Below are 17,721 nucleotides of genomic sequence, written 5' to 3'. Positions count from 1 at the left end.
CACATGCCTACCCGGCGTGTGCGTCCGGCGCCATCTCCGGGCCGCGCGCCGCCCGTTCGGCGGGTGCCGTGCGCCGGGGCGCGCACCGCGCGTGTGACGGACCACTCGCGCAAACGGGTCGCCCCGGCACCCGCCGATCGGGGAGGCTGGACGGGTGACGACGACCGCACCGCCCGACTCGGCCCCTCTCGAACCGGACGCGCTGCCGATCCGGCGCCTCGGCCCCGCCGACCTCGGCGCGTGCCTCGACCTGGCCGTGAGCCGCGGCTGGCCCCGGGAGACGCACAAGTGGCGGCTCCTGCTGGTCGCCGGGACCGGCTATGGCATCGACGCGCCGCCGGACGACCCGGCGGGCGGCCTGATCGCCACGGTCGTCTCCACCCCGTACACCGACGCGTACCGCTGCCTGAGCATGGTCCTCACCGCCGAGCGGTACGGGCGGCGCGGCCTCGGGCTGCGGCTGGTGCGGCACGCCGTCGCCGAGGCCGGGGGGCTGCCCGTCTTCCTCACCGCGACGCGCCCCGGCCGGCCCCTGTACGAACGGCTCGGCTTCCGCGCGGTCGGAAGCGTCACGACCGTGCGCGGCCGCTTCACCGGCGCCAGGCCCGCGCCCGCGCGCGAGTCCGCCGGGGTGCGGTCGGCCACCGCGTCCGACCTGCCGGGCATCCTCGCCTTCGACCTGCCCGCGTTCGGCACGGACAGGACGGAGCTGCTGGCGCGGCTGCCGTCCTTCGCCGACCAGTTCCTCGTCGCCGAGGCGGACGGGCGGCTCACCGGCTTCGCGGCGGCGTGGCCGCAGCCGGGGGCGACGGTCGCCGGGCCCGTCGTCGCGCGCGACCTGGCGACGGCGCAGGCGCTGGTCGCCCGCCTCGCCGCGGGCGCGCCCGCCGGGCTGCCGCTGCGGTACGACGTGGACGACCGCCACCCCGAACTGGGCGACTGGCTCGCCGCCAACGGGCTCACCCGGGACGCGCGTTGCGACCTGATGGTCCTGGGCGCGCCCGACATCCCCGGCGACATCACGCGGCGCTTCGCACCCTACTCGGTCGCCCTCGGCTGACGGGCCGGGCCGGACCGTTCCGGGCGGCGGTCAGCAGTAGTAGCCGGAACCGTTGCCCGCGAGATGCGGGTCGTAGATCCAGCCGCTGATCTTCTTCCCGATGGAGGACGTGAACTGGATGTGCGACCACGTGTTCCCGGCCGAGTTGACCACGAAGCAGTCGAGGGAGACGGTCTCGTAGTGCAGGTAACCGACCGTGCCGCAGCCCGCGTTGGGGCCGCTGCGGACCGGGGCCTCGGTCTCCGAGCCGCGCAGCTCGTCGGTTCCCGGGTCCTGGTTGCTCCACGCCGGGTGGGTGCAGGCGTCGGCGCCGCTCTCGCCAGCGACGGCCGCGGGTGCGCCCGCGAGCCCGGCGGTGACCAGCGCCAGCGGCAGTACGGCGGCGGCGATTCCGCTGCGTCGTCCCATGGTTCTCTCCGATCGCCCAGGTGAACGGGGGCAGTGACGAGCAGCGTAAGCCGGAGGGCAACGGCCGGGCGGCGCGTGGGTGTTGACCGTTCGTTGCCTTCTGGCGGAAACAGCCGCGGGCCTCGCTACCAGACGGGACGCAGCGGGGGCGGGTCGTCCCCGGCCAACTCCCTGACGAGGGCGGCGAGTCCGTCCCGCAGCCGCGCCAGTTCGGCGGGGCCGCCGAGGCGGTCGGCCAGTTCGCGTTCCAGGCCGTGCAGCACCTCGCCCGCGACGGCCAGGTGCCGGTGGGCGGCGGGGGTGAGGACGACGAGCTTGCGGCGGCCGCCGGCCGGGTGCGGTGCGCGCCGGACGTAGCCGCGGCGTTCGAGGTCGTCCACGAGCTGCCCGGCCGCCTGCTTGGTGACGCCGAGCCGCTGCGCCAGCTCGCTGCCGGTGGCGCCGTGGGGGCCGAGGGCCTGGAACGCGAGGCCGTGCGCGGGCCGCAGGCCGTCCTCGCCGCGGTCGGCCAGGCGGGCGGTGAACTCGGCGACGAGCGTCTGGTAGCCGAGCCCGAGGAGAAAGCCCAGCTCCAGGTCGCGCAGCGGGTCGTGGGTGTGGTCGTGCGGCACGGGTCCATGGTGACACAGGTGGGTAAAGGTGCTTTACTCAGGCGGCGGGTAAAGCTCCTTTACTCGCACCGCTTCCCCGTTCCCGGAGGTCACCCATGCCTGTCGTCACCCCCGCTCCCGACGACGTCATCACCACGCCGAACGCCGTCATGACCCGCCGCGCCACCCCCGCGCAGGGCGCGGCCGAGACGTCCGTCTGGACCGCCCGCATGGCCCCAGGCGCCCAGGGCCCGGTGCACGTGATCGACCGTGAACAGATCTGGCTGCCGCTGACCGGCGCGATCACCGTCACGACCGAAGCGGGCGACGAACGGGCCGCGGCGGGCCAGGCCCTCGTCCTCCCGCCCGGCACCGAACGGCGGATCACGGCGGGGGACGAGGGCGCGGAGATCATCGTCTGCATGCCGGCGGCAGGCCGCGTCACCACCCCGTCCGACCCCGCCCCCCGCCCCCTCCCCTGGGCGGAGTGACGGTCCGCGCGTCAGGCGCGGTCGTCCCCACAGCGGGTGGGGGTGGGCGGCGGCTCGTCCCGGACACGGTTCAGCCTCGCCGCGATACGGACACCCTCACGGATGATCTCCGCCCTGCTGACACCGCGGCGAGCCGCCGCCTCCTCGATGAGGACCAGATCCCGGGTGTCCACATGGACCGTCGTGTGCTTCAGGGGCATGCGCACAAAATGGCCGGTCGCGCGCGCGGAGTACGCCGAGGAGAGCCTGACCACCGCCTCACGGCTCTTCCTCGCCTTGATGAAGCAGGACGACGGCGCCAAGTCGCTGCTCCTCGCGCTGCCCGAGGTGTTCCCCTGGGTGCGGCACCTCGACGCGGAGGAGGTCCGGGCCTTCACCGTCGGACTCCTCGAAGCGCTGTCCGACGCCGCCGAACTGGACGCCGACGACGCCGTGCACCGCGCGATCGTCTCCTGGCGTGCCTCGGCCCGCCGCTCGACGGCGACCTCTCGGCCCGGTCGAGGCAGGGGAGTGAGTCCCAAGAAGGGAGACCGGGTCAGTGCTCCGCCACTCACCGGATGGCACGTCGTCTTCGGCACGACGGAGGCGGTGACGGGCTGGGAGGAGCTGTGCCGACTGGCGCTGCCGAACGCGCACCGATGCCTGGACGCGTTACGCAACGCCCCCCTGTCCAGGGTGAACTGGGGTTGACAGCACCCGTTGCGAGGGAGGCACGCCACCAGGTGGTGGAAGGGGTCTGACCTCGAACAGTGGGAGTACGAGGTCACCGGCGGCGGTCGAGTGCGGTACCTGGTCAGCGTGGAGACCACCACGGTGATCCTCGTGTACGCCTCTCCACGGCACCCGAAGGACACCGAGTGAGCTGTCGGTCCGCCAGGCGGCTGAGGCGCGTCGGGGCCTCTGCCAGGGTGTCCTGGAGTCCGCGGCTTCCGCGACCGCGTACGGGAAGGGCCCGCCGCTCACATAGGTGAGGAACTGCTCGGCGGTGTCACGGCCGCGACCAGGAGAGGTTGCGAGAAGGGTGCTGTGCTCCGACCCCGAGTGTCCCGTCAGCTTTCGTAGTGATAGCGGCACTGAGCGATCAGGACGCCGTCCTCGGTGGCCTTGTAGATCAGCCGGTGCTCGTCGTTGATGCGGCGCGACCAGTAGCCCTGGAATCCGTGCTTGAGCGGTTCCGGCTTGCCGATGCCCTCGTTGCCGTTCCGGGCGATGTCCGTGATGAGCGTGTTGATGCGCTTGAGGATCTTCCGGTCCTGAAGCTGCCACCACAGGTAGTCCTCCCAGGCGCGGGAAGAGAAAGTGATTTTCAACGCGCGGCCCCCCTACTCGTCGGTCGCCAGCTCGCGCACGGTTCCGCCGCCGTTCTCCAGTTCGTCGATGGACGCGAGCAGGCGCCGGGCGTTGGCCGGGCTGCGCAGCAGGTACGCCGTCTCCTTCAGGGACTCGTAGTCCTCAAGGGAGACGATGACGACCGGCTCGTGTCCGGCCCGGGTGATGACGACCTCTTCGCGGTCGTCGGTGACGGAGTTGAGCACCTCGGCGTACCGCGCGCGCGACTCGGAATACGTCATGGTCTTCACGATCGACCCTCCTTTCACGTACAAAAAATTGTACGTCTGCATTGTCGGTCCGGCAAGCGTGGCAATGACGACCTCCGGCGCGAAAGCGCAGGGCAGGCGAGGCGTGGCAGGCGGTGGGGGACGCGTCGGCCTGTCCCGTGGGGTGGTGGTCAGCCTGCGAATGCCTTGCGGAGTCGGTCCACCGCGTCTGTCAGCACCTCGGTGCGCTTGCAGAAGGTGAAGCGGACCTGGCTGCGCCCGGCTTCGGGGTCGTCGTAGAAGACCGCGTTCGGGACGGCGACGACGCCCGCGCGTTCCGGGAGCGCACGGCAGAAGGCGGCACCGTCGCTCTCGCCGAGGGGCCGGATGTCGGTGGTGACGAAGTACGTACCGGCCGGGCGGAAGACCGTGAGGCCCGCACGCTCCAGGCCGTCCGCGAGCAGGTCCCGCTTGGCCCGCATGTCCGCGCGGAAGTCCGCGAAGTAGGTGTCAGGCAGCCGGAGGGCTTCCGCGACCGCGTACTGGAAGGGGCCGCCGCTCACATAGGTGAGGAACTGCTTCGCGGTGCGCACGGCCGCGACCAGCGGGGCGGAGGCCGTGACCCAGCCGATCTTCCAACCCGTGAACGAGAACGTCTTGCCGGCCGAGGAGATGGAGACCGTGCGCTCGCGCATGCCGGGGAGCGAGATCAGTGGGATGTGCTCGCCCTCGAAGACCAGGTGTTCGTACACCTCGTCGGTCACCACCAGCAGGTCGTGCTCGACGGCGAGGCGGGCGATGGCCGTCGTCTCCTCGCGTGTGAGGACCATGCCGGTCGGGTTGTGGGGGGAGTTGAGGAGGAGCAGGCGGGTGCGCGGCGTGATCAGTGTGCGCAGCCGTTCCATGTCTGGGCGGAAGCCGGGGGCGCGGAGGGTGAGCGGGACGCGCGTGGCGCCGGCCATCGCGATGCAGGCGGCGTAGGAGTCGTAGAACGGCTCGAACGCGATGACCTCGTCGCCCGGTTCGAGCAGCGCGAGCATCGCCGCCGCGACGGCCTCGGTCGCGCCCGCCGTGACCAGGACCTCGGTGTCGGGGTCGAAGTCGAGGCCGTGGAAGCGGCGTTGGTGGTCGACGATGGCGGTGCGCAGTTCGGGGACGCCGGGGCCGGGCGGGTACTGGTTGCCGCGGCCGTCGCGCAGGGCCCGGACGGCGGCCTCCCGTACGGACTCGGGGCCGTCCGTGTCGGGGAAGCCCTGGCCGAGGTTGATCGCGCCGGTCCTGACCGCGAGGGCCGACATCTCGGCGAAGATCGTCGTCCCGAGTCCTTCGAGCCTGCGGTTCAGCAGGGGCCTGCCGGTCATGTCCCACCGTTCCCCGGTCGTGCGGTGTGTCCGGTCGCGGCGCGGACCGGTGGGGCCATCCTGTCAGGCATCGAAGTCCAGGGTGATCCGGCCGGTGAGGGGCCTGGCCTGGCAGGCGAGTACGTAGCCCGCGGCCAGTTCGTCGTCCTCCAGCGCGTCGTTGCGGTCGAGGTGGACGCGGCCCTCGGTGAGGCGGGCGCGGCATGTGCCGCAGACGCCGCCCCGGCAGGCGTACGGGGCATCGGGGCGGGCGCGCAGCAGTGCGGAGAGCAGGGGTTCGCCGGTGGGGGCGGCGCAGGTGGTGCCGCGGCCGTCGAGCATGGCGGTGAGGACGGTCGCGGAAGGGGAGACGGGTGCGGGCGGCGGTGGGGCTGCGTCGGGCGCCGCGGTCAGGAACAACTCGCTGTGCACCCGTTCTCCCGGCACGCCGAGCGCCCGCAGTGCGACGCGTGCGGCGTCGATCAGCCCAGGCGGCCCGCACAGGTACCAGGCCGTCACCGCGCCCGGCGGGACCAGCGCGGCCAGCAGGCCGCGCAGCCGTGCCGCGTCGAGCCGGCCCGTCGGCAGCCCGGCCTGCCGCTCCTCCCGCGTCAGCGCGTGCGCCAGCTGGAAGCGGCCGGGATAGCGGTCCTTCAGGTCCGCCACCTCGTCGAGGAACATCGCGCTGCCCGCCGTCCGGTCGCTGCGCAGCAGCGTGAACCGCGCGTCCGGCCGTGCCGCCAGCAGCGAGGCCGCCATCGACAGCACCGGCGTGATCCCGCTGCCGCCCGCCACCGCCGCGTAGTGTCCCGGCGCGGGGCGCAGCGTGAACCGGCCGCGCGGCGGCATCACGTCGAGCCTGTCCCCGGCCGCCAGCGCCGTCATCGCGTGCGTCGAGAAGGCGCCGCCGGGGATCAGCCGCACCCCGATCGTCACCTCAGCCCGCCCGTCGCCCGCCGGGCTGCACAGCGAGTACGTGCGCCGCACTCCCGCGTGCCGCACGGTCAGGTGCTGCCCGGGTACGTGGCGGAACGCGGCGCGCAGGCCGGGCGGCACGGCGAGGGTGATCGCGACCGCGTCGTCCGTAAGACGGGCGAGACGCGCCACCGTGAGCGGATGGAACGGCAAGGTCCGGTGCTCCTCTCAGTGCTCCTTGAAGTGGTCGAAGGGCTCCCGGCAGGCGGTGCAGCGGCGCAGTGCTTTGCAGGCGGTGGACGAGAAGCGGCTGAGCAACTCCGTGTCCGCGCTGCCGCAGTGGGGGCAGCGCACCGGGTGTGTGAGGGGCACGAGAACCGGTCCGCTGCGGTGCGGGCGCGGCGGGGCGATTCCCGCGGCGGCGAGCTTGGTGCGGCCAGCCGGTGTGATGTCGTCGGTCGACCAGGGTGGCGCGTGGACCGTGCGGACGGTGACGGATGCCGCGCCGTGGGCGGTGAGGGTGCTGCGGATGTCGTCGGCCATGGTCTCGACGGCGGGGCAGCCGAGGTACGTGGGCGCGAGATCGACGGTGACGTGCGGGCCGTCGTCCACACGCACGTTCCGCAGCACGCCCAGCTCGGCCAGTGTCAGCACCGGGAGTTCGGGGTCGGGTACCGCCCCGGCCAGCGCGCGGAAGTCAGTCGCCGGGGTCACCAGGACGCGCCCGGGTGGCTGCGGTGCAGGTGCTGCATCTCGGCGAGCATGCGGCCGAACGGTTCGGTGTGCACGCCGTCGCGCCCGAGCCCGCCCGCGCGGCGCGGCGACGTGGCGGGGACGGTCAGCGTCGCCTCGGTGAGGACGGCGGAGACGCGCGCGGTCCAGGCGGCGTGCAGGGCCGCGTAGTCCACGCCGGACACGACGGGGTGGAACAGCTCGCCCGTGTAGCGCCACAGCGCGTCCGCCGCCCGCTGCATCCGGGCGTGGCTCGCGTCGGTCCCGTCGCCGAGCCGCAGCGTCCACGTGACGGCGTGGTCGCGGTGGTAGGCGACCTCGGACAGGGCCTTCGCCGCGATGGCGGCCAGGTCACCGGCGCTAGAGGCGAGGCGTGCGTACAGCAGCTCCTGGTAGGTGGAGAAGTAGAGCTGGCGGGCGATGGTGTGGGCGAAGTCGCCGTTCGGCTGCTCGGTGAGCTGGGCGTTGCGGAAGGCGCGTTCCTCCCGGAGGAAGGCCAGCTCGTCCTCGTCGCCCACCAGGCCGTACAGCGCCCGTGCCTGGCCCAGCAGGTCGAGCGCGAGGTTGGCGAGCGCGACCTCCTCCTCCAGCACCGGCGCGTGCCCCGCCCACTCGGCGAGGCGGTGCGACAGGACCAGCGCGTCGTCCGCGAGCGGCAGGACCTCGCTCACAGGTGGCGCACCCCGTCCGGCACCTCGTAGAACGTCGGGTGCCGGTACGGCTTGTCGGCCGCCGGGGCGAAGAACGGGTCGCGCTCGTCCGGCGACGACGCGGCGATGGCGGCGGCGGGGACGACCCACAGGGACACGCCCTCGCCGCGCCGGGTGTAGAGGTCGCGGGCGTTGCGGAGGGCGAGTTCGGCGTCGGGCGCGTGCAGGCTGCCCGCGTGCGTGTGCGCGAGGCCGCGCCGGGGGCGTACGAACACCTCCCACAGCGGCCAGTCCGTGCCTTCCGTCCCTTCCCCGCCGCCGCCGCTCACGCCGCCGCCCTCCCCGCGCGCTTGGCCGCGTACGCCGCGGCGGCCTCCCGTACCCACGCGCCGTCCTCGTGCGCCCGGCGCCGGCGCGCGAGCCGCTCCTCGTTGCACGGGCCCTCGCCGCGCAGCACGGCGTGGAACTCGTCCCAGTCGATCGGCCCGAAGTCCCAGTGCCCGCGCTCCCCGTCCCACCGCAGGTCCGGGTCGGGCAGCGTCAGCCCGAGCGACTCCGCCTGCGGCACGCAGATGTCCACGAAACGCTGCCGCAGCTCGTCGTTCGTGTGCCGCTTGATCCGCCACGCCACCGAACGCTCGGTGCGCGGCGAGTCCGCGTCCGGCGGGCCGAACATCATCAGCGACGGCCACCACCACCGGTCCACCGCGTCCTGCGCCATCGCGCGCTGCTCCGCCGTGCCCCGGGCGAGCGTGTGCAGCAGCTCGTAGCCCTGGCGCTGGTGGAACGACTCCTCCTTGCAGATCCGCACCATCGCGCGGGCGTACGGGCCGTACGAGCAGCGGCACAGCGGCACCTGGTTCGTGATCGCCGCGCCGTCCACCAGCCAGCCGATGGCGCCGACGTCCGCCCAGGTCAGCGTCGGGTAGTTGAAGATCGACGAGTACTTCTGGCGGCCCGCGTGCAGCTTGTCGAGCAGGTCGGCGCGGCGCACGCCGAGCGTCTCGGCCGCGCCGTACAGGTACAGCCCGTGCCCCGCCTCGTCCTGCACCTTGGCGATCAGGATCGCCTTCCGGCGCAGCGAGGGGGCGCGCGTGATCCAGTTCGCCTCGGGCTGCATGCCGATGATCTCGGAGTGCGCGTGCTGCGCGATCTGCCGGACGAGCGTGGCGCGGTACGCGTCGGGCATCTCGTCGCGCGGCTCGATGCGGGTCTCGGCGGCGACGGCGCGCTCGAAGCGGTCGAGCGCGGCGGTTCCCGCCTGGTCGTCGGTGACCGGCATGCGTCCGGCCTCCCCTCAGGTGACCGTTCGTCCCTTTCGATGGTGGGCGGGGCCCACCGGCGTGTCAAGGCCGCCCGCCGCCCGGTACCGTGCACGGGTCAGGCGAGAGAGCAGTCGCGGGGGAGCGGACGGAACATGCTGCCATCCGAGCCGGGACCGGACGAGTCCGGTCCGTCCGGCACGCCGGTGAACGACAGGGACGGGACGACGGCGCGGGCCGCCGACGACGGCGGCGGCCTGCGGGACGCCGCGACCGAGACCGTACGGCTGCGCGCCCTGTCGTGGCCGTCCCGGCTCGTCGTCGCCCTCGCGCTCGGCGGCCTGGCTGTCTACACGGTGGTGCACCTGGCGATGGTCTTCCTGTACGTCGCGCCGTCCAACACGGTGCGCGAGGAGGCCGAGGGCGCGCGGGACTACGTGCTGCCCGAGTTCGAGCAGAACTGGAAGCTCTTCGCGCCCAACCCGCTCCAGCGCGACGTGGCCGTCGAGGTGCGCGTCGAGACGGCCGACGCCGACGGCGGCACCCGCGTCTCCGACTGGACCGACCTCACCGCCATGGACATCGAGAACATCAGGGGCAGCCTCCTGCCGAGCCACGCCGACCAGAACGTCCTGCGGCGCGGCTGGGACTTCCTCACCGGCGCCCACACCGAGGAGGGCGAGCCCATCGGCCTGCGCGGCGAGCTGTCCGAGGCGTACCTGCGGCGCATCGCGCTGCTGCGGCTGAGCGGGACGATGGACGTGACGACGGTGGAGCGCGTCCAGTTCCGCGAGGCGCGCACCCGCGTGCCCGCGCCGGACTGGCGCGCCGAGGACTTCGACACGAGCACCGTGCACCTGGAGATGGAGTGGTGGCCCGTGGAGCCGGAGGACCTGCCGGCCGGCGTACGGGACGACGCGCGGGACGACACGGCGGAGGACGCCTCGTGAACGCCACACCCACCGCCCCCCGCGAACTGCCCCCGTCCCCCTTCAAGGGCGTCAGCAAGGGTTTCGACGCCGCCCTCGCCCGCGGCATCGGCCACGTCACGCGCCGCGCCCTCGGCCCGTACCAGACGGCCATCGTCCGCATCGGCTTCGCGGTGACGATGCTGGGCTTCCTGCTGCGCGAATGGCCGCACCGCGGCGAGCTGTACGGGCCCGACAGCCCGTGGGGACTCGACCTCGCCGCCCGTTTCACCGCCGACAACCAGGCGTTCAGCGTCCTGCTGTGGACGGACTCGCAGCTGTGGTTCGAGCTGGTCTACCACCTGACGATCCTCGCGAGCGTCGCCCTGCTGCTCGGCTGGCGCACCCGGCTGGCGACGCTGCTGTTCATGGTCGGCGTGCTGTCGCTCCAGAACCGCAGCATCTTCATGGGCGACGGCGGCGACAACGTCATCCACCTCATGTCGATGTACCTCACGCTCACCCGCTGCGCCCGCGTCTGGTCGCTCGACGCCCGCCGCGCCGCCCGTACGCCGCGCGCCGCCGCCGACCCGGTCGGCATCGCCCTGTGGGCCGCGTCGGGCGCCGCGCTGTTCGCGGCGGTCGTCTCGGGGAAGCTCGACAGCGTCGTCTGGGGCCTGTTCTTCGGCGGGATGTGGGCCACGCACGCCGTGTGGTGGCTGCTGCGCCGCCACGCGCCGGGCGAGCCGCGCGTCGTCGCCGACATGATCGCGAACCTCGCGCACAACGCGGCCCTGCTCGTGATCATGTGCGAGGTCTGCCTGATCTACGCCACCGCCGGGTGGTACAAGATCCAGGGCTCGCGCTGGCAGGACGGCACGGCCGTCTACTACCCCATGAACCTGGACTACTTCACCCCGTGGCCCTGGCTCACCGACTTCCTCTCCGCGAACGGCTACCTCGTCCTCGCGATGAGCTACGGCACCGTCTTCGTGCAGGTCGGCTTCGTCTTCGCGCTGCTCAACCGGCGCGCCAAGAACGTCCTGCTGTTCGTCATGGTCGCCGAACACCTCGGCATCGCCGTGCTGATGGGCCTGCCGTTCTTCTCCCTGGCGATGATCGCGATGGACAGCGTGTTCCTGCCGACCGCGTTCCTCCTGTGGGGCGGCTCCCGGCTGCGGCTCGCGGCGGAACGGCTCCTGCCCCCGTCCGTACGCCGCCGCCTCGCCCCGCCGGCCGGCCCCGGTGCGACCGCCGCGCCCCTGCCGGAGCAGCGCGCCGCCGAACGCGAGACGGCCGTCCCCAGGTGACGCGCGACCCCGCCGACCGCTGGCACGCCCTCGCCGCAGCGGGCACGGTGCTGCTCGACGGCTTCCACGCCGTGAAGCACGCCGTCCGCTTCGGCGCCGAACTGCCGCTCGCCGTCACGGCCGACAAGGCCGCCACACTGGCGCTCGCCCGCGACCTCGCGCCCGACACCGTGCCCGCCCTGGACACGCTGCTGACGCCCGTGGCCCCCGCGACGCTCGCCGCGCTCGTCCCGCGCCCGCACCCCACCGGCGTCGCCGCCCTGGCCGTGCCCGCGCCGCGCGCGCCCGCCCGTACGGCGCCGGTCGTCGTCCTCGACAACCCGCGCCACCTCGGCAACATCGGCGCCGTCGTCCGCCTCGCCGCCGGGGCGGGCGCGGGCGGCGTCGTCACCACCGGCACCACCGACCCCTGGCACCCGGCGGTCCTGCGCGCCGCCGCCGGGCTCCACTGGGCCACGGCGGTGGAACGGCGCGCGGTGGACGCCCTCCCGGACGGCCCACTGTACGCGCTCGACCCGGAGGGCGACGACCTGCGGTCCGTCACGGTGGCGGACGGCGCGCTGCTCGCGTTCGGCTCGGAACGGGCCGGGCTCTCCCCGGAGATGCGCGCGCGGGCGGACGGGCTGCTGGCGCTCCCGATGCGCCCGCGGGTGTCCAGCTACAACCTGGCCACCAGCGTCGCCATGACGCTCTACCACTGGATGGCGGCGCGCCGCCCCGCCTGACGCCCGGCCGCCCCGGCGCGGCGCCCCAGGCCCGCACGCTCGCCGCGCTGCCGCGACGCGGCAGCACGCCCCCGCGCAGCCGGACCCCGGGGACCCTACGGGTGCTGCTCCGCCGCTCCGGCCGTCTCCCCCACGGCTTCTCCGGCGGCCTCCTCCGCCGCCTCAAGCTCCGCCGCGTCCGCCGCCGCCTCGGCCAGCTCCGCGTTGTACGTCGCGATGCGGGCGGTGAGTTCGCGCAGTCCGCTGATCCGCATCGTCGGCAGCCGGTCCGCCTCCGGGTCGTGGCGCCTGGCGAGCCCCCACGGCCCGCGCCGGATCAGCGCCGTCCGCATGCCCGCCTCGCGCGCGGGCCTGACGTCCTCGTCGAGCCGGTCGCCGACGTACAGCACCTCGTGCGGGGCGAGCCGCAGCGCCTCGGCCATGATCAGGAAGAAGCGCGGGTCCGGCTTGGCGATGCCGCCGGTGTCCCAGGAGGTGGCGATGAGATCGACGCTGCTCTCGAAGAGGCGCCGCAGGATCATCGTCGTGGTCTCCGACTGGTTCGCCGCCACGCCGAGCAGCAGCCCGGCCTGCCGCAGCAGCCGCAGCGTGATGCGGACGTCCGGGTACAGGTCGTTCTCGCCGAACCACTCCGGCTGCCCGACCGTGTCGCGCTTCTCGCGCTCCCGCGCCATGTCGAAGCCGGGCCGGAAGACCTGGAACGTGTCGAGGTGGTCGCGGCCCGCCGCGACCGTCGCCCCGAACTGCGCCGAGAACGTGTGGCGCGGCACGCCCAGCCAGGCGGCCCAGCCGTCCCACTCGCGGCTCTCGTCCACCAGGCATTCACCGGCGTCGAACAACACGGCACGAATCATGCGCCGCAGCGTATAGACGGCCGGCCCGCCCGGACAGGGACGTGTCGCCGATACGGGCGGACTGCGCGCGAACCCGGGACAAGCACCCCTTCCGTCCGGCATATTGCCCCGCACGGCGCCGCCCCACCACGCGGGCGATTCGAACGCGCGGTCCCGTTTCACCCCCGGCAGGTCCCCCGATGGGGTCTTCTGTTGCGCAATGCGGCGGAAATCGGCGCACCGCCGCGACAGGGAGCGAGCAGAGTTGTCCCGACGGTGACGGACGGACGGAGGGGGCCCGCGATGGCCTGGACGGACGGCGCGTGCGTGGTGGACACACGGACCGGCAGGGTCGGGCGCATCACCGCGCAGACGGAGGAACGCCTCCGCCTCGCCCCGCTCAGCAGCGGCCGCGTGTGGGACTGCCCGGTGGACGCGGTCCGCGAGGCCACCGAGTGGGAGCAGCGCAACGCCGATGTCCTGGACGCCACCTGGCGTTTCTGGCGGCCTAGGCGCCGCGGCGGACTTCCACCGTACGGAAACGTGGGGTGATGTACGCGCCGTCCACCAGCGCCGCGTTGGCCGCCGGGTTGCCGCCCGAGCCGTGCAGGTCGGCGAACGCCGCCGTCTGGTTGACGTGCACCGGGCCCGTCAGGTTGAGCGACAACTGCGCGCACTCGTCCCGGCAGGCCGCCACCAGGCCCGCCTCCACCTCGGGGGACGTCGTGTGGCCGAGCACCGTCATCGCGCCGTGGTCCCGCACCGTCCGCCGCAGCAGCGCCAGCGCGTCGTCGGCCGAGTCGACCGGGACGACGAAGCCGATCGGCCCGAACCACTCGCGCAGCGCCGCCTCCCGGTCCCGCGCCGCCACGAGCAGCGGCGTCCGCACCGTGGCCCCCGGGTGGTCCGGGTGGTGCAGGGCGCGGGAGGCGAGCAGGACGTCGCCCGTCTCCGCGGCGGCGGCGACGCGGGCGCCGACCCGTTCGTCCACCAGCGCGCCGAGCAGCCCGAGCGCCCGCTTCTCGTCGGCGAGCAACCCGTCGACGGCGGCGACGAGATCGGCCACCACCGCGTCGTACGGCTTGTGGCCCTCGTCGGTGGCGATGCCGTCGCGGGGGAGCAGGAGGTTCTGCGGTGTGGTGCACATCTGGCCGCTGTACAGGGAGAGGGAGAACGCGAGGTTGGCGAGCATGCCGCGGTAGTCGGCCGTGGAGTGGACGACCACGGTGTTCACCCCGGCCTTCTCGGTGAAGACGGCGGCCTGGCGCGCGTTCTCCTCCAGCCAGTCGCCGAACACGCTGGACCCCGTGTAGTCGATGATCCGCACCTCGGGGCGCAGCGCGAGGTCGCGGGCGCTGCCCTCGCCGGCGTACTCGGGCGCCAGGCACACCAGGTTGGGGTCGAAACCGGCCTCGGCGAGCGTCTGGCGGGCCACCCGCACGGTGAGGGCGAGGGGCAGGACGGCGCCCGGATGCGGCTTGACCAGCACGGGGTTGCCGGTGGCGAGGGAGGCGAAGAGGCCGGGGTAGCCGTTCCAGGTGGGGAAGGTGTGACAGCCGATCAGCAGCGCGACGCCGCGCGGCACCGGCGTGAACTCCAGCGTCAGCCGCGCCGTTCCGCGCCTGCCCTGGGGCTTCTCCCACGCGGCGGTGGCGGGTGTGCGCGTCTGCTCGGCGTAGGCGTACGCGACGGCTTCGAGCGCGCGGTCCTGCGCGTGCGGGCCGCCCGCCTGGAGCGCCATCGGGTAGGCCTGGCCGGTCGTGTGCATCACGGCGTGGGCGAACTGCTCGGTGCGCCCGTTGATCCGCGCGAGGATCTCGACGCAGGTCAGGGCGCGCGTCAGCGGTCCGGCGTCGCGCCAGGCGGGCAGCGCGGCGCGCAGCGCCCCGAGCAGGACGTCCGGGTCGTGGTGCGCGTACTCGATGCCGAGCGGGAAGCCGTACGGCGAGACCTCGCCGCCCGTCCAGCCGTCCGCGCCCGGCTGGCCCAGCTCGAACCGCCGGTCGCGCAGGGCGTCGAACGCGGCGGCGCCGTCGCCGTCGTACGCGCGGGGGTGCTCGGGGTACGGCGACCAGTAGGCCCGGCTGCGGATGGTCTCGGCGGCGGCTTCGAGGGTGGCGCGGTGTGCTGGGTCCATGACTTGATGCTGCGTCCGCGCGGGCCGGGCGGCAAGAGGCCCGGCACGGGCGGCGGTCGGGGGCGGTCGGGGAGCAGGCCGTGACCGGGATGATCAACGCGCATGCGGAGTGGTAGCGTCCGGACGATCGGCCCTGTCCCCCCATAACCGCCCCGGGTCCGGCGTCATCAACTAGCCTGTCCGTTCGGGGCTGACACACGCGTCGCAGGCGACCCGGGAGAATCCATGACCACCGACCGCCTTCCCTCCCCCGGCAGTCATCGCCGCGTCTCGCCGGAGTGGCAGGTGCCGGACTGGGGCGAGGCCGAGGACTTCATCCGGATGTTTCACGTGGAACATCCCGATCAGCCCATCCCGTTGGCGATGCGACTGCGTCAGATACGGGAGCATCTGGAACATACCGGGACCTACCGCCATACCGGCGCGGAGCTCCAGTTCGGCGCCCGCGTCGCCTGGCGTAACGCCAGCCGGTGCATAGGCCGCCTCTACTGGAAGAGCCTCCGCGTCCTGGACCGCCGCACCGCGGTCACCGCCGACGAGATCTACGGCGGACTCTGCGAGCATCTCAGGCTCGCCACCAACGAGGGCCGCATACGCCCGGTCATCTCCGTCTTCGCGCCCGCCACCCCGTACCGCGAGGCGCCCCGCGTCTGGAACAGCCAGCTGATCCGCTACGCCGGCTACCGCGACACGGCGGGCGGCACCATCGGGGACGGCGCGCACACCGCGTTCACCGATCTCGTCCGGCAGCTCGGCTGGCAGGCGCCCGGCGGCTGGTTCGACGTCCTGCCGCTCGTCATCCAGACCCACGGCGACAAGCCGCAGCTGTACGACGTGCCACCCGAGCTGGTCCTCGAAGTGCCGCTGACCCACCCGACGCTGCCCGCGTTCGACGAGCTGGGGCTGCGCTGGCACGCGGTCCCCGCCATCTCGAACATGCGGCTGTCCATCGGCGGCATCGACTACCCGCTGGCCCCGTTCAACGGCTGGTACATGGGCACCGAGATCGGCGCCCGCAACCTGGTGGACGCCGACCGGTACGACCTGCTGCCCGTGATGGCCGGGCTGCTCGGCCTCGACACCTCGGACGAGACGACGCTCTGGCGGGACCGCGCCCTGGTCGAGCTGAACGTCGCCGTCCTCCACTCGTACGCCCGCGCCGGGGTGAAGATCAGCGACCACCACACCGAGTCGCGCCGCTTCCTCACCCACATCGAGCGGGAGGAGGCGCAGGGCCGCGTCGTCCCGGCGGACTGGAGCTGGATCGTGCCCCCGGTCTCGGGCGGCCTCACGCCCGTCTACCACCGGTACTACGACGAGGCCGACCTGCTGCCCAACTTCTTCCTCGACGACGCGGCCCGCGCCCGCAGCCAGGGCTGCCCGGTCGAGCATTAGGGCGCGTCTCCCGGATCTTCCCGGGGCCGCGCTGCCGGCGTGGGGGCACCTCCCAGGCCCCCTTGGGCCTGGGGGAACCTCGCTGCGTTGTCGCATCGCGCGAGTACGAAACGAGTACGAGCTGCGATGCTCCGCCTTGCGATGCACCGCATCCGACAACGCGGCCTGACCCGACAAGACCCGGAAGACGCGCCCCAACGCCCCGGCGCCGGCCCGTCACAGCTCGCCGGGCGGCGGCGCCTCCGCGTACTCCGGCTCGCCCGCCGGCTCGTAGACGTGCACGGCGATGCCCGAGGCCGTCGTGCTCGTGGAGGTCAGCCGCAGCGCGGCGGGCGGGCCGCCCGCGGGGAACAGCCGCCGCCCGTTGCCCAGCAGCACCGGGTGGACGAACAGCCGCAGCTCGTCGATCAGGCCGTGCTCCAGCAGGTACCGCGCGAGCGTCCCGCTGCCGTGGATCTGGAGTTCACGCCCCTCCTGCTCCTTCAGCGCGGCGACGCGCTCGGCCACGTTCCCGGTGAGCACGACCGTGCCGCGCCACGCCGGGTGCTCCAGGGTCTCGGAGGCGACGTACTTCGGCAGCTCGTTCAGCCGCGACGCCACCGGGTCGGCCGGGTCGGTCACCCGGGGCCAGTACGCGGCGAAGATGTCGTATGTGCGCCGGCCGAGGAGGAACGCGTCGGCCCGGCCGAACCAGCCGCCCACCAGCCGCCCGAAGTCCTCGTCCCCGTAGGGAATCGACCAGCCGCCCTGGGTGAACCCCTCGCTCCGGTCCTCGTCCCGGCCGCCTGGGCCCTGGACGACCCCGTCGAGCGTCATGAATTGCGTCAGCGTCAGCCGCATGGTGGCCGCACCTCTTCCGTGTCGTGCTGCGGTGTCCGGTGACCGCCGCGGTCCGGCGGTCACCGTGCAGACCGGCGCACGCGCCGAAACTCATCGGTCACCCGCCCGGCAGCAGGTCCGTCTCCTCGAAGACCAGCAGCGTCCGCGTGCTCAGCACCTCGGGAATGGACTGGAGCCGCGTCAGCACCAGCTCGCGCAGCGCCCGGTTGTCCGGCGCGTGCACCAGCAGCAGCACGTCGAAATCCCCGCTGACCAGCGCGATGTGCGCCGCGCCCGGCAGCCGCACCAGCTGCTCCCGCACCGTCCGCCAGCTGTCCTGCCGGATCTTCAGCGTGATGTACGCCGACGCGCCCTGCCCGGCGCGCTCGTGGTCCACCCGCGCCGTGAACCCCCGGATCACCCCCTCGTCCAGCAGCCGCCCGACCCGCGCGTACGCGTTGGCCCGCGAGATGTGCACCCGCTCGGCGATGGACCGGATCGACGCGCGCCCGTCCAGCCGCAGCAGCCGCAGGATCGCCTCGTCCACCTCGTCCAGCAGCCGTTCACCGGCCCTGGGCAACTGGCCTCCCACCATGCGGCAATCCCTC

Annotated in this window: 23 protein-coding genes; 8 read left to right on the top strand and 15 right to left on the bottom strand. The window is 73.5% G+C overall.

The window, feature by feature from the left end; all coding sequences use genetic code 11:
* Nucleotides 1–154 precede the first annotated feature (154 nt).
* Complete coding sequence (locus tag ACL02R_RS08795) at nucleotides 155–1,060, top strand: GNAT family N-acetyltransferase (RefSeq protein WP_412796305.1); 906 nt, start codon at nucleotides 155–157, stop codon at nucleotides 1,058–1,060.
* 30 nt (nucleotides 1,061–1,090) lie between these two features.
* On the opposite strand, the gene ACL02R_RS08790 is transcribed toward ACL02R_RS08795, so the two are convergent.
* Together ACL02R_RS08790 and ACL02R_RS08785 are read right to left on the bottom strand one after the other, a co-directional pair.
* Complete coding sequence (locus tag ACL02R_RS08790) at nucleotides 1,091–1,468, bottom strand: SH3 domain-containing protein (RefSeq protein WP_412796304.1); 378 nt, start codon at nucleotides 1,466–1,468, stop codon at nucleotides 1,091–1,093.
* A gap of 125 nt (nucleotides 1,469–1,593) precedes the next feature.
* On the bottom strand, nucleotides 1,594–2,079 hold the full coding sequence (locus ACL02R_RS08785; protein WP_412796303.1) for a MarR family winged helix-turn-helix transcriptional regulator: 486 nt from the start codon (nucleotides 2,077–2,079) through the stop codon (nucleotides 1,594–1,596).
* 95 nt (nucleotides 2,080–2,174) lie between these two features.
* Between ACL02R_RS08785 and ACL02R_RS08780 the strand changes: the two genes are divergently transcribed.
* A complete protein-coding gene (locus tag ACL02R_RS08780) occupies nucleotides 2,175–2,549 on the top strand; it encodes a cupin domain-containing protein (RefSeq protein WP_412796302.1) in 375 nt (124 codons plus the stop codon).
* An 11-nt stretch (nucleotides 2,550–2,560) separates the two neighbouring features.
* Here the strand turns inward: ACL02R_RS08780 and ACL02R_RS08775 are convergent, their stop codons facing one another.
* Entirely contained in the window at nucleotides 2,561–2,749 is a 189-nt protein-coding gene (locus ACL02R_RS08775) for a CopG family transcriptional regulator (protein WP_412796301.1), read from the bottom strand.
* Between ACL02R_RS08775 and ACL02R_RS08770 the strand changes: the two genes are divergently transcribed.
* A complete protein-coding gene (locus tag ACL02R_RS08770) occupies nucleotides 2,748–3,239 on the top strand; it encodes a hypothetical protein (protein WP_412796300.1) in 492 nt (163 codons plus the stop codon). The two genes, ACL02R_RS08775 and ACL02R_RS08770, sit on opposite strands and share 2 nt — an antisense overlap.
* Nucleotides 3,240–3,598: 359 nt before the next feature.
* Here the strand turns inward: ACL02R_RS08770 and ACL02R_RS08765 are convergent, their stop codons facing one another.
* The 8 genes from ACL02R_RS08765 to paaA form a co-directional block, all read right to left on the bottom strand.
* Nucleotides 3,599–3,859 carry a Txe/YoeB family addiction module toxin gene (locus ACL02R_RS08765; protein ID WP_153178759.1) on the bottom strand — a complete coding sequence of 87 codons (261 nt, stop codon included), beginning with the start codon at nucleotides 3,857–3,859 and terminating at the stop codon, nucleotides 3,599–3,601.
* 12 nt (nucleotides 3,860–3,871) lie between these two features.
* Nucleotides 3,872–4,129 (bottom strand): type II toxin-antitoxin system Phd/YefM family antitoxin, encoded by a 258-nt coding sequence (locus ACL02R_RS08760; RefSeq protein ID WP_037676836.1) that lies wholly within the window; start codon nucleotides 4,127–4,129, stop codon nucleotides 3,872–3,874.
* 149 nt (nucleotides 4,130–4,278) lie between these two features.
* Nucleotides 4,279–5,448 carry a pyridoxal phosphate-dependent aminotransferase gene (locus ACL02R_RS08755; protein WP_412796299.1) on the bottom strand — a complete coding sequence of 390 codons (1,170 nt, stop codon included), beginning with the start codon at nucleotides 5,446–5,448 and terminating at the stop codon, nucleotides 4,279–4,281.
* Nucleotides 5,449–5,511: 63 nt separating this feature from the next.
* Nucleotides 5,512–6,555, bottom strand: coding sequence for a 2Fe-2S iron-sulfur cluster-binding protein (locus ACL02R_RS08750; RefSeq protein WP_412796298.1), 1,044 nt, complete (start codon nucleotides 6,553–6,555; stop codon nucleotides 5,512–5,514).
* A gap of 15 nt (nucleotides 6,556–6,570) precedes the next feature.
* Complete coding sequence (gene paaD / locus ACL02R_RS08745; RefSeq protein ID WP_412796416.1) at nucleotides 6,571–7,059, bottom strand: 1,2-phenylacetyl-CoA epoxidase subunit PaaD; 489 nt, start codon at nucleotides 7,057–7,059, stop codon at nucleotides 6,571–6,573.
* Nucleotides 7,053–7,745: a 1,2-phenylacetyl-CoA epoxidase subunit PaaC gene (gene paaC, locus ACL02R_RS08740; RefSeq protein ID WP_412796297.1), complete on the bottom strand. Its 693-nt coding sequence runs from the start codon at nucleotides 7,743–7,745 to the stop codon at nucleotides 7,053–7,055. Before paaC ends, paaD begins: the two co-directional genes overlap by 7 nt.
* Complete coding sequence (paaB, locus tag ACL02R_RS08735) at nucleotides 7,742–8,053, bottom strand: 1,2-phenylacetyl-CoA epoxidase subunit PaaB (protein WP_412796296.1); 312 nt, start codon at nucleotides 8,051–8,053, stop codon at nucleotides 7,742–7,744. The genes paaC and paaB overlap by 4 nt, the downstream gene beginning before the upstream one ends.
* Entirely contained in the window at nucleotides 8,050–9,006 is a 957-nt protein-coding gene (gene paaA, locus ACL02R_RS08730) for a 1,2-phenylacetyl-CoA epoxidase subunit PaaA (protein WP_412796295.1), read from the bottom strand. Before paaA ends, paaB begins: the two co-directional genes overlap by 4 nt.
* A 135-nt stretch (nucleotides 9,007–9,141) precedes the next feature.
* Between paaA and ACL02R_RS08725 the strand changes: the two genes are divergently transcribed.
* Genes ACL02R_RS08725 through ACL02R_RS08715 form a run of 3 tightly spaced genes read left to right on the top strand, consistent with a single transcriptional unit; the run spans nucleotide 9,142 to nucleotide 11,929 of the window.
* The gene (locus ACL02R_RS08725) at nucleotides 9,142–9,936 is read left to right on the top strand and encodes a DUF5819 family protein (protein ID WP_412796294.1); all 795 of its coding nucleotides are present in this window, start codon (nucleotides 9,142–9,144) and stop codon (nucleotides 9,934–9,936) included.
* Complete coding sequence (locus ACL02R_RS08720; protein WP_412796293.1) at nucleotides 9,933–11,204, top strand: HTTM domain-containing protein; 1,272 nt, start codon at nucleotides 9,933–9,935, stop codon at nucleotides 11,202–11,204. The genes ACL02R_RS08725 and ACL02R_RS08720 overlap by 4 nt, the downstream gene beginning before the upstream one ends.
* A complete protein-coding gene (locus ACL02R_RS08715; protein ID WP_412796292.1) occupies nucleotides 11,201–11,929 on the top strand; it encodes a TrmH family RNA methyltransferase in 729 nt (242 codons plus the stop codon). Before ACL02R_RS08720 ends, ACL02R_RS08715 begins: the two co-directional genes overlap by 4 nt.
* Before the next feature lie 95 nt (nucleotides 11,930–12,024).
* On the opposite strand, the gene ACL02R_RS08710 is transcribed toward ACL02R_RS08715, so the two are convergent.
* Entirely contained in the window at nucleotides 12,025–12,783 is a 759-nt protein-coding gene (locus ACL02R_RS08710) for an HAD family hydrolase (RefSeq protein WP_412796291.1), read from the bottom strand.
* A 282-nt stretch (nucleotides 12,784–13,065) separates the two neighbouring features.
* On the opposite strand from ACL02R_RS08710, the gene ACL02R_RS08705 reads away from it, so the two are divergent.
* Nucleotides 13,066–13,314: a hypothetical protein gene (locus tag ACL02R_RS08705; protein ID WP_362956835.1), complete on the top strand. Its 249-nt coding sequence runs from the start codon at nucleotides 13,066–13,068 to the stop codon at nucleotides 13,312–13,314.
* Here the strand turns inward: ACL02R_RS08705 and paaN are convergent.
* A complete protein-coding gene (gene paaN / locus ACL02R_RS08700) occupies nucleotides 13,271–14,899 on the bottom strand; it encodes a phenylacetic acid degradation protein PaaN (RefSeq protein WP_412796290.1) in 1,629 nt (542 codons plus the stop codon). The genes ACL02R_RS08705 and paaN overlap by 44 nt on opposite strands.
* Before the next feature lie 225 nt (nucleotides 14,900–15,124).
* Here paaN and ACL02R_RS08695 point away from each other — a divergent pair, with 225 nt between their 5' ends.
* Nucleotides 15,125–16,294 (top strand): nitric oxide synthase oxygenase, encoded by a 1,170-nt coding sequence (locus ACL02R_RS08695; RefSeq protein WP_412796289.1) that lies wholly within the window; start codon nucleotides 15,125–15,127, stop codon nucleotides 16,292–16,294.
* A gap of 216 nt (nucleotides 16,295–16,510) precedes the next feature.
* Here ACL02R_RS08695 and ACL02R_RS08690 read toward each other — a convergent pair whose 3' ends face one another.
* Together ACL02R_RS08690 and ACL02R_RS08685 are read right to left on the bottom strand one after the other, a co-directional pair.
* The gene (locus tag ACL02R_RS08690) at nucleotides 16,511–17,134 is read right to left on the bottom strand and encodes a dihydrofolate reductase family protein (RefSeq protein ID WP_412796288.1); all 624 of its coding nucleotides are present in this window, start codon (nucleotides 17,132–17,134) and stop codon (nucleotides 16,511–16,513) included.
* 97 nt (nucleotides 17,135–17,231) lie between these two features.
* Complete coding sequence (locus ACL02R_RS08685) at nucleotides 17,232–17,708, bottom strand: Lrp/AsnC family transcriptional regulator (RefSeq protein WP_398842160.1); 477 nt, start codon at nucleotides 17,706–17,708, stop codon at nucleotides 17,232–17,234.
* Nucleotides 17,709–17,721 lie beyond the last annotated feature (13 nt).

Origin of the sequence: Streptomyces sp. MS19 (assembly GCF_047200595.1) — a bacterium.
Lineage (GTDB): Bacteria > Actinomycetota > Actinomycetes > Streptomycetales > Streptomycetaceae > Streptomyces.
This window is presented reverse-complemented; position numbering and strand designations above follow the sequence as displayed.